Consider the following 10,131-nt stretch of genomic DNA (forward strand, 5'->3'; position numbering starts at 1 on the left):
GGAAGCGTGGCGTCCGGCATGATGTCGGGAACGACGGGCAGGACGCGCGAGCGCGGCGCATCGGCAGCGGATTGCACGGGGCCGTCGACGACGACATCGGGGGACGATGCCTGTCGGCCGGTTTCGACCGCGGGCGCCGAGTCCGCTCCGAGTTCGACCGCCGGTGCATCGCCCTGCGGGCCGACATCCGGCACCGCCGGCAGGAACTCGGATTCGATTTCGGTGATTTTCGCCTGGATTGCCTTGCGGCGCTTGATGGCGACCTCAACGGTCACACCGGGATTGGCCTGGAGCGCGCGATCAAGCGCGGCAAAAGCCGAGCGATAGACCCTCTCGCGGAACGCGCGGTCCTCGGCATTGCCTTTCTCCAAGGCGTTCCGGATCGCTTTTTCGATCGCGTCCAAGCGGGTCCCTCTGTCTTTGCCTACCTTGCCGTGATCGTTAGCCGCAGGCGACCAATCAATCAACGGGCGAGCGGCGCATTCTGCCTCGCAGAGGTATGCAAAGTCCATTCCGGCGCTGTTCCGGCAACAAAATCAGCATGTTTCACCGATTTTCACGCGCGGAGAGCGCACGTACCGTGCGCCGCATCCCTTGGCGATTGATTGGCGGACAAGGCGGCGGCCGGCTTTCGAGGGTGCCATGACGCCGCCGCAGGAATTGCCAAGTCGCATCTTGAATTCGCGCCCGGTTGCGTCTATCACCGCCGCATCTTGGAGGCGTTGGCTTCCCGGGCCGCTTTAGCTCAGTTGGTAGAGCACCGCATTCGTAATGCGGGGGTCGCGTGTTCGAGTCACGCAAGCGGCACCATTTACTTGTTCACAGCCGTCCATTCGTTTGGGGCCGCAACCCCAACATCTCACGACCTAGATGGGACGGCTGACGTGCCTCGGGACTGCTTGAAGTCGGTGGGAGTAAGGCCAGTTTGGCGCTTGAAGGCGCGGCTGAAGTGTCCCGCATTGCTGAAGCCACAGCGGAATCCAATCTCGCCCATGTTTAGGTCGCTAACCTCGAGGAGCGTCTTTGCGTAGTGCACGCGTATCGCGAGATATGCCGACAGTGGGCTCCTACCGATTTCAGCAAAAAACAACCGTTCAAGCTGTCGTCTCGAAACGCTGAGCGATCTTGCAATGTCGCTGACAGCCAACGTTTCTTGGACGTTGCTCTCCATGAGAAGGAGGGCACGCCTCAGTTGTCTACTTTCGGCGTTTGGGAAAAGATCTCCCACGGGCTGGACGTCGCGGGTCGTCCTGACCCGATCAAGAATAAGGATCTTGGCAGCTTTCTCGCTAGCTTTCTTACCAATGGACTCTGCCACAAAATGACCAGCCAGGTCGGCCGCTCCGACACCGCCAGCGCAGGTTGCGCGGCTTCTGTCGACGGAGAACAGGCTATCCGCATGTGCCAAGACTTGCGGGAACATGGTACGGAAATCTTTGACGTGGAGCCAGCTCACGGACACGTTGTAGCCGTCCAGCAATCCATATCGAGCGAGTACGAAACTGGCTGTGCAGAGCGCCGTCAATCGAACTCCGCGCGATGCGGCCTTTAGCAGGAAGGCTTCCTTCTGGCTTCCAAGAGTATCGCCCGTGTTCAGAAGCCCGCCAACGACAACGATATCGTCGTATTCCTCCGGGTGCTGGAGTTCTCTCGTCGGCATCACTTCGATGCCGCAACTTGCGCGGATAGGCAAACCACGCTCGCCAACCACTTGCCAGTCGAACTCTACTCTTCGACTCCGATCATCCTCGTCGCCCGCAAGCCGCAGCGTGTCGACGAAAAGCGCAAACGGCGAAAGCGTAAAATGGCGCGTCAGCAGAAACGCAAACTTTCTGGCCATCTCTCGTCATCACCGGTTAGGTCGGAGAACTACTGCAGCGTATCGAAAAGTGCCGCGACGATCATTTCAGGCGCATCTTCCTGGACGAGATGACCTGCTTGAGGCACGGCCGTCATCACCCCGTTGGTGAGCTTCTCGGACAATTTCTGTCCTTGCGCGATTGGGATCCACTCGTCTTCACGACCCCATAGAATTCGAACGGGAAAATTCATCGGCCTATAAAGCTTTTCGACTTCGTCGGTGAATTTTTGATCCATTTGGGCGATCTGTCGATAGAAGGCCGGCTTGCCTACGGGCCCAAGCCAAGGCTGCATATAGAGGTCCAGAGCTTCGCTGCGAAGGGTCTGGAACGCCGCGCCTTGCAGGTACGCTCGCAAGATCGATTCGTGAATGTAATCGGGGGCGCCGGCAAACGCGGCTTCATGCTTTCGCGCATGCTGCACCAAGGCGGAGCCCCAAGGGGCGACCGCCACAGGGTCGACCAACAACAGGCTACGATACCGCACATCGTTAAGATAGTGGGTGCGAAGTGCAGTCGAGCCGCCAAAATCATGACAAAGGACGTCAGGCTCCTTCACGCCCCACTCCTTCAACAGTGAGGCAAAAAGTTTGTTCTGCACGCCTAGCGACACATCCTGACCATCCGCCTTTGCGGATTGACCATATCCGAGGAGATCGAAGAAATAGACCGTCCGGCGTGAAGCTATGAGAGGCGCTATGCGGCGCCATACTTGTGACGAAAACGGCGTTCCATGAAGCATCACCAAGGGAGCGCCCTCCCCGATCCGGCCCCACGCAACGTCCTGGCCTTCAAAACGAAACGACTGATCTAGCTTCAGCATCGGTGCCTCTTGATAACCTCTATGATGATGATTGCGGAAATCGTGCCAAGGCGGAACGATCCCGAGCGACATAGCCTATCGTTCTGCGCGGTTCCCTGGATTCGCCGGCTGATTGGCAGAGTACAACACCGGTCGAAATGAAATGGTGCCCCCACCGTTTTCGCTACCCCACAGTCCGCCGTATCCAATCATGGCCGCCATGATCTGGTCCTTTGTCACTCGACCCAACGGTTTGCCGTGTCCGTCGACGACGACGCTCTCGTGCCCGCCATGCTGGCACATCAGCTTTGCAGCCGCATTCAGGGTGGTGTCAGCTGAGAGAAGAGATTTCGGCAAAGCGCTCGCCGGATTTGACGGCGTCATAATCGCGTCAACTCGTATTATACGTCCTCTGTTGACGTCCTTTACAAACGAGGCCACGTAGTCATCTGCCGGCCGAAGAACGATGTCCTGGCTCGAACCTTGTTGAACCACCTCGCCGTTGCGAAGGATGGCAATCTGGTCTCCCAGTCTCAACGCCTCATCAAGATCGTGCGTGATGAACACGATCGTTTTTTTCACCTCCTGCTGAATATTCCGCAGCATCTCCTGCATGTCTGACCGAATGAGGGGATCGAGGGCAGAAAACGCCTCGTCCATCAGCAGGATTGGCGAGTCGCTTGCCAAAGCCCGAGCCAACCCGACACGTTGCTGCATGCCGCCCGAAAGCTGGTTCGGATACCGGTCTTCAAATCCGTTCAACCCAACGCGTGAAATCCAGCGCATCGCCTTTTCACGATGCCTATAGCGATCGCCGCCTTGGATCTCCAGGCCGTACAGGGTGTTCTCCAGAACGTTGCGATGCGGAAGCAAAGCAAATTTTTGAAACACCATCGCCGTGGTGTTGCGACGAAAGGCCCGCAAAGCATGCTCATCCAATTTGAGAACGTCCTGGCCGCCAACGATGATCTGGCCAGCCGTCGGCTCAACCAGCCGGTTGATGTGCCGTATCAAGGTGGATTTCCCGGATCCCGAAAGGCCCATTATGACGTGGACCTGACCAGCAGCCATATTGATGCTAACGTCGTTCAGTCCAAGGACAAGCCCGTGGCGTTCGTTCAACTCATCTTTCGTCATCCCTCTCGCCAATGCATTCAGGTGGTTGTTGGCATTGGCTCCGAAGATCTTGAACAGATGTGAGATAACGATTCCGACTTGTTTTTCTTCACGATCAGGCATGCATCAACTCCAGGTGTCGCTGCAGCCGCTTGCCATAAGCTTGGCTGATACGGTCAAAAATGATGGCGATACCAACAATGGCTAGTCCATTGAACAAACCCAGCGTGAAATACTGATTGTTGATCGCTTTGAGGACCGGTTGACCCAAACCCTGCACCCCGATCATCGAGGCAATGACGACCATGGCTAGTGCCATCATGATGGTCTGATTGACGCCAGCCATGATGGTCGGCAGCGCCAGGGGAATCTGGACGTCTCGCAGCTTTTGCCAATTGGACGAACCGAAGGCATCGGCCGCCTCTAATACATCCTTGTCCACGAGGCGGATGCCCAGATTTGTCAGCCTGATCATGGGAGGGATCGCATAGATTACGACGGCTATCACACCAGGAACCTTGCCGATTCCCAGCAGCATCACCACCGGGATCAGATAAACGAAGCTTGGCATGGTTTGCATGACATCGAGTACCGGATTGATGACCCTCTGGATGCGCTCCGATCTCGACATCGCAATTCCAACCGGCGCACCGAGCACGATGGCTATGATCGTCGAGACAAGGATCATGGACACCGTCTTCATCGTATCGTCCCACATGCTCAGGAACCCGATTGCAACGAGGGTGACGACGGTTCCAGCCACGGTTGTCAAGTTTCGGGATGCAAGCCATGCCAGCCCAGCCGCCAGCGAAATGATCAGCGGCCAGGGCGTGTCGGTTAGAAAGTGCTCGCACTTGATCAGAAGGTACTGCAACGGCGCGAAAACGCCCTCAATTGAATCGCCGTATGTTCGGGTGAAGGTTCGAAAAGCGTCATCCAGCCCCTTTTTGACAAGCCGCAAGGCCTCGTCATTGAGATGGGGAAAATTTGTCAGCCAATCCATGAGGAATTCTCGGTCGGTCAGCCCAGTGAGGGCAATGGCGGTCGCAATGATGGCCGCTCTAAAGGCCACCACCGCGACACGTTGATTAAAGTGCCGCTTTGATTTTTCCGGCGACGCCGACCGGGACCCACTTGGCCCAGATATCCTCGCGTGTCTTGAGGAAATACCTTGCCGCATCGTCACCAGTGGCCTGGTTGTCGGTCATCCAGGTCAAGAGACCGTTCACCGTATCGTTGGACCACGACCGGGTTTGCAGGTACTCCATCACTGCGGGATCAGTACGATCCGAAAAGCCTTTCGTGACGATCGTCTTTACTCGATCTTGCGGCCAAACGTTTGGCTTTGGATCGGCACAATCCGCCACTGTATTGCAACGCTTCCATTCAGCCTGATTGTAAGGAACCCCGAAGTCGAGCTTCACCATTTCATACTTTCCCAGAATCGACGTCGGAGCCCAATAGAATCCGAGCCAGCCTTGGTGGCGCTCATATGACTTTGCTATCGATCCATCCAAGCCGGCTGCCGATCCGGTGTCGATCAAGGTGAAGCCGGCTTTTTCAGCGCCGTAGGCTTTGAAGAGCTGCGTTGTAACAACCGTCGCGCCCCAGCCCTGAGGCCCATTGAAGACCGCCCCTTTCGATGAATCTTCAGGTGCTGGAAAGAGCTCCGGATGTTTGAGCGCATCCGCAATGGTTTTGATATCCGGATGTGCTTCGGACACATACTTTGGAATCCACCACCCGTTGACGCCACCATCTTTGAGGGCCGCGCCAGTTTCAACAAGCTTGCCTAGCTTGATGCCGGTAGCGACAACATCTGGCAGCAGATCGACCCAGATCTCGGGAGCAACATCGGGCTTTCCCTTTTCGATCATGGAGGTGACCGTCGGCACGGTGTCCCCTTCGAGAATTTCCGCATCACATCCGAACCCAGCTTTAAGAATGAACTTGTCCAGGCTTGCCAGCACTTCAGCGCTCTGCCAATTCATGCTGGAGATTGTCAGCTCACCGCAGCTTGATGCAGCATTCGCAGGGAGTGACTCCAGTACAAGAATTGTCAGGCATGCCGCCGCCAGTGGGAGATTTTTCACGTCGTTTCCCCTTTCATTTGCCTATGTGTTACTGAGTAGCGCGCTTGATCGGAGCCGGTCTGTCCGGCGACCGTGATGACGGAACAGACACGCAACGCATCAAAGAGCGCAGCATGGATGTTCCTCGAAGAGACCGCGTCACCAATCCGGAACAACACGAAATCACCGGCCGGGTTCACCGTTCGGTACTCGGCTTTGCCGTCCAATAGAGATGCTACTTCTATTTGGCCGTTGTTGACTGAATGACTTTGAAGATCGAAGTACAATTCAGCGTTTTCTTCCGTCCCGACTTCATAGAAGACATGATCGGCCTGGAATTTTTCTTCCAGGTCGGTGAGGACGTTTCGCACGGTGACGGTCAAACGGTTGCCGTCAGGGCTCAAGGCAACGATCTCACGGTCGGTGAGGAAGTTCACCCCGCGCTGATACAGGTTGCGCATGCCGACGCCGTAGTTCGTCGGCCCGAGATTATGAAGAGGTGTGCGATCCGGCGTTAAGAGAGTGACGCAAGCACCGGATTGGGTTGCTACCTCCGCCGCCACCAGCGAGTGATGGTCGCCTCGATCGTCGAAAATGATGACCTCTCCAACAGGAGGCTGTCCGGTGAACACGTCCCAAATCGGCCGGGCAAGATGCGCGCCGCCAATGTTCAGCGAGCGCGGCAGTGCGCCTGTCGCGATCACCACCAACACAGGTTTCTCACGCAGGATGTCCTCGGCTTCCGCCAGCATGTTGTAGCGAACATCAACGCCGAGATGCTCGAGTTCATTGACCAGCCAATCGATGATCCCGCGCATCTGGCGCCTGGTGGAACCTCCGGCCGCCATGTTAATCTGTCCACCCAGCTGGTTGGACGCTTCGAACAGGGTCACCCTGTAACCCCGCTCGGCGAGAACACGGGACGCCTCCAGTCCTCCTGGGCCTCCACCAACAACGACAGCGCGCAAACCCGCTATTTCATGGCGGCGAAAGCGATGCGGGAAGAAACGCTCGCGACCGGTCGCGGCATTCTGGCCGCATAAAGCGTCTTTGCCTTGATTAACCCGGTCTGCGCAGTAGTTCATTCCGACGCAGGTGCGGATACGATCTTCCTGCCCGGTTTGCAGCTTTGAGACCAGGTAGGGATCGGCGATGTGAGCCCTGGTCATTCCCACCATATCGACAATGCCGTCGCGCAGGGCATGGCGAGCAGTTGCGATATCGGCAATGCCTCCTGCATAGAATATAGGTAGTGAAACGGCCTCACGTATGTCTTTGGCAACTCCAAGGAAACGGGCTGCGGGAGTGCCCATAGGAGGCATCCATTGAGCCAAGCCCAGATCGTCGTATGGCGCTCCCGCAAGCACGTTGAGGAAGTCGACCAGGCCGCACTGCTCAAGCCGCTGGGCGATCTCGATGCAGTCCTCGCGGCTGAGCCCACCTTTGAGGAAATCGTTACCGGTGATCCTCAGTCCTATGATGAACTCGTCACCCACAGCATCGCGGACGCCGTTCAGGACGTCGAAGGTGAGTCGAAGCCGGTTCTCCAGGGAGCCGCCATAATCGTCCTGTCTGAAATTGATCAGAGGGGATAGGAATTGTCCCAGCAAGTGCGAGTGCGACAGGATTTCGATTCCGTCAAAACCGCCCTTTTTGCATCGTGCCGCCGCGGCCGCAAAGTCCTTGGTGACGCGTACTATATCAGCCCTTTCCATACTCTTTGGATAGGCTCGGTGCGCCCGTTCTCGCGTGTTAGATGGTCCTATTACTGGCAGCCATTCCCCTACGTCGCTGGATGTACGCCTCCCCATATGTGTCAGCTGACACATAATCGCGGCGCCATGGGAATGAACGCCCCCGGTAAGCAGTTCAAACCAAGGCAGGATGCTGTCATCGCCGGCATAAAGTTGCCCAAACGCGGACGGGCTGTCCGACGAAACGTTGGTCGATCCCCCCACCACCGTTAGAGCAAGCCCTCCCTTGGCCTTCTCCTCATGATAGAGCCGGTAGCGCTCCGTAGGCCAACCGTTCTCTACATAAGCCGGCGCATGAGCGGTGCTCATAATCCTGTTTCGAAGTTGCAGAGACCTGAGCTGGAATGAATCGAGCAACGGGTCCTTTTGTCGATGGCTATCGTGAGATGGCACTCTTGGCTTCCTCAGCGTATTATGGCTGGGACTATGATTACGGGGTGCTTTTCGGATAGTCAGCGTAAGATCGATCACGCCTGAGGTAAATCAGATTGACGTCTCGTCCGCCTTTGAGATTGCCGCCACTACACAGTCTGGTCGCGTTCGAAGCGGCGGGAAGCCACATGAATTTTACCGCTGCGGCTCATGAGTTGAATGTCACCAGGGAAGCGGTAAGCATGCAGGTCAGGCTCCTGGAATCCAGGCTTGGCGCCAAATTGTTCGAGCGGGGGCAACGAGGCGTGGCACTTACAGAATATGGGCGCCAATTTCACAATACAGTTTCAGAAAGCTTATGGCTGATCTCAAGGGAGTTTAACGAGAAAGTCGCTGACATTCCGGCAAATGTAACAGTTAGTACAACCGTTGCATTTGGAAGTTGCTGGCTGATGCCGAGGTTGGCTGATTTTCGAATTCGCAATCCCGGGATCAATATAAAACTGGTTGAAACCGATGAATGCTTGGATATGAGCAAATTCGGGATAGACATTTCGATTAGATATGGTCGCGGTGACTGGAATAAATTGAAGTCCGAGAAAGTGTTTAGTGAGGAGTTTTTTCCGATTTGCAGCCCAGGATATGTAAATTCTGTCGGCGCCGAAAACTTCCGCAAGTTTCAAAACGTGACGCTGCTGCATCTAGATGGGCGGGCTCACGAATGGGAGAATTGGGACAAGTGGCTTGAATTCGCGAAGCTAACTTCTTTACGCCCTCAGCAAGGAATCTGGTTTCAAAATTACGACAATCTGCTGCGGGCCACCCTCGAAGGGCAAGGGTTGGCGTTGGGATGGACACGCCTTGTTGAGGAGAAGCTGTCAAATGGGAGTCTCGTACGCCCTTTTGACCTCGCCTTCACGACCGGCAATGGCTACTACATTGTTGAAGCTCCAGCGAATGCTCCAAATCGTGCCAGCAAGATCTTTAGGAACTGGATACGCGACAAAATGCGCATCTAGTCCCGTCGCCGTCGGGCGCTTATGGAAACCATGCAAGGATTTTTTCGTGTGTAACAGCGCCGTTACCCGCTGAAGGCCGCACACAGTAGTGTTCTTGTACATCGCGGATTTATACTGATTCGTAACTGGCCAGCTTTCCAGTTGAGTTCATGGACGACGCGCCCTCACTGGGATGGCCGATCCCATGCCGACTCAAGGCGCGGGCAAGGACGTTACGGGACGATCTCTAGGGAACTCGTTGCGACCCGCTTGGCATCGAAAACGATTTTGATTCTAATGGCTTGAGCCGGCAATTGGCTGCCCGCAAGCGCACCATCCCCCCTCCTTTTCGTCGTCTACCCCTTCGCATCTGGTGCAAAGGATTGCGGCGCCGGCCTGGCAGATCTGCCATTGTCGAGACCCCGGTTTGGTGTGAAACTCATGGCCTCAGCATGGGAGGTCAAAAAATGCCCAACAATTTCAAGACCGGAGACGTGGTCAAGCTGAAATCCGGAGGCCCCAGGATGACGGTCAGCGATGGCGCAGCCTCGGGCATGTATCTGTGCCACTGGTTCAATCGCGAGGGCGAGGTGTGGACCCCGCAGCATGCCGGGTTCAAGCCCGAACAACTGATTGCGGCCGACCAGTCGGACTAGAGCTCCTTCCATCCCGATCGACGGGATGCGCACCCGAGCACGAACGGATCAGCACGCGCGACCGACGGATTTTCCGGGTCGCGGCGTTTAACGGTTGAAGCGCGATGACGGCACAAGCCGTCTGCGTCGCGCCAAGCTGGAGACGCACAACATGATCAGCCGTTCGATATTAGTCGTTGCCTTGAGTTTGCAGACCGTTGCGGCTCTTGCCCAGGCAACGACCCCGCCTGCACCGCAGACCGCCGCGCCACTTGCCGCGCCAGGCGCGTCGGGGAGCAGGTCCGACATCACGCTGGCCAAATTCCAGAAGCGGCGCGAAAAGGCGATCATGGCGGCCGACACGGATGGCGACGGCAAGATCAGCCTGCTGGAATGGGAGGCCTTTCAGGCGAAGCGCAACGTCAAGGGCGACGCCGCCAGATCCTTCGCGCGGATCGATTCCAACCATGACGGCTTCATCGATCGCGCCGAACTCGATGCGTTTTTCGCCAAGCGCTTCGCC

At 56.5% G+C, this 10,131-nt stretch carries 9 protein-coding genes, 1 tRNA gene and 1 pseudogene; 4 read left to right on the forward strand and 7 right to left on the reverse strand.

What is annotated here, in order from left to right; genetic code table 11:
• Positions 1 to 404 (reverse strand): annotated as a pseudogene (locus EN969_RS05095) (hypothetical protein); the annotation flags it as partial.
• 330 nt (positions 405 to 734) lie between these two features.
• Here EN969_RS05095 and EN969_RS05100 point away from each other — a divergent pair.
• A tRNA-Thr gene (locus EN969_RS05100) sits at positions 735 to 810 on the forward strand.
• A gap of 49 nt (positions 811 to 859) precedes the next feature.
• Here the strand turns inward: EN969_RS05100 and EN969_RS05105 are convergent.
• From EN969_RS05105 to EN969_RS05130, 6 genes are all read right to left on the reverse strand, one after another.
• Positions 860 to 1,840 (reverse strand): GlxA family transcriptional regulator, encoded by a 981-nt coding sequence (locus tag EN969_RS05105; RefSeq protein ID WP_063169965.1) that lies wholly within the window; start codon positions 1,838 to 1,840, stop codon positions 860 to 862.
• Between the two features lie 29 nt (positions 1,841 to 1,869).
• Positions 1,870 to 2,754 (reverse strand): alpha/beta hydrolase, encoded by an 885-nt coding sequence (locus EN969_RS05110; protein ID WP_348627661.1) that lies wholly within the window; start codon positions 2,752 to 2,754, stop codon positions 1,870 to 1,872.
• A gap of 3 nt (positions 2,755 to 2,757) precedes the next feature.
• Positions 2,758 to 3,900 carry a glycine betaine/L-proline ABC transporter ATP-binding protein gene (locus EN969_RS05115; protein WP_063169963.1) on the reverse strand — a complete coding sequence of 381 codons (1,143 nt, stop codon included), beginning with the start codon at positions 3,898 to 3,900 and terminating at the stop codon, positions 2,758 to 2,760.
• Positions 3,893 to 4,780 (reverse strand): proline/glycine betaine ABC transporter permease, encoded by an 888-nt coding sequence (locus tag EN969_RS05120; protein ID WP_063170454.1) that lies wholly within the window; start codon positions 4,778 to 4,780, stop codon positions 3,893 to 3,895. Before EN969_RS05120 ends, EN969_RS05115 begins: the two co-directional genes overlap by 8 nt.
• Before the next feature lie 85 nt (positions 4,781 to 4,865).
• A complete protein-coding gene (locus tag EN969_RS05125) occupies positions 4,866 to 5,855 on the reverse strand; it encodes an ABC transporter substrate-binding protein (protein ID WP_164746276.1) in 990 nt (329 codons plus the stop codon).
• 11 nt (positions 5,856 to 5,866) lie between these two features.
• Positions 5,867 to 7,960, reverse strand: a complete 2,094-nt coding sequence (locus tag EN969_RS05130) for an FAD-dependent oxidoreductase (protein WP_245441299.1) — start codon at positions 7,958 to 7,960, stop codon at positions 5,867 to 5,869.
• Between the two features lie 155 nt (positions 7,961 to 8,115).
• Between EN969_RS05130 and EN969_RS05140 the strand changes: the two genes are divergently transcribed.
• The 3 genes from EN969_RS05140 to EN969_RS05150 form a co-directional block, all read left to right on the forward strand.
• A complete protein-coding gene (locus EN969_RS05140; RefSeq protein WP_275955642.1) occupies positions 8,116 to 8,994 on the forward strand; it encodes a LysR substrate-binding domain-containing protein in 879 nt (292 codons plus the stop codon).
• Positions 8,995 to 9,440: 446 nt separating this feature from the next.
• Positions 9,441 to 9,629, forward strand: a complete 189-nt coding sequence (locus EN969_RS05145) for a DUF2158 domain-containing protein (protein WP_013527958.1) — start codon at positions 9,441 to 9,443, stop codon at positions 9,627 to 9,629.
• 151 nt (positions 9,630 to 9,780) lie between these two features.
• Positions 9,781 to 10,131: acid-shock protein (locus tag EN969_RS05150; protein WP_127419012.1), on the forward strand; the 351-nt coding region annotated here is incomplete at its 3' end.

It is taken from the genome of Mesorhizobium sp. M7A.F.Ca.CA.003.01.2.1 (genome assembly GCF_003998945.1).
Taxonomy (GTDB): domain Bacteria; phylum Pseudomonadota; class Alphaproteobacteria; order Rhizobiales; family Rhizobiaceae; genus Mesorhizobium; species Mesorhizobium ciceri.

Coding starts and splice junctions, on each gene's coding strand:
- EN969_RS05105 (WP_063169965.1), bottom strand. CDS start 1,840: ATGGCCAGAAAGTTTGCGTTTCTGCTGACGCGCCATTTTACGCTTTCG.
- EN969_RS05110 (WP_348627661.1), bottom strand. CDS start 2,754: ATGTCGCTCGGGATCGTTCCGCCTTGGCACGATTTCCGCAATCATCAT.
- EN969_RS05145 (WP_013527958.1), top strand. CDS start 9,441: ATGCCCAACAATTTCAAGACCGGAGACGTGGTCAAGCTGAAATCCGGA.
- EN969_RS05120 (WP_063170454.1), bottom strand. CDS start 4,780: ATGGATTGGCTGACAAATTTTCCCCATCTCAATGACGAGGCCTTGCGG.
- EN969_RS05115 (WP_063169963.1), bottom strand. CDS start 3,900: ATGCCTGATCGTGAAGAAAAACAAGTCGGAATCGTTATCTCACATCTG.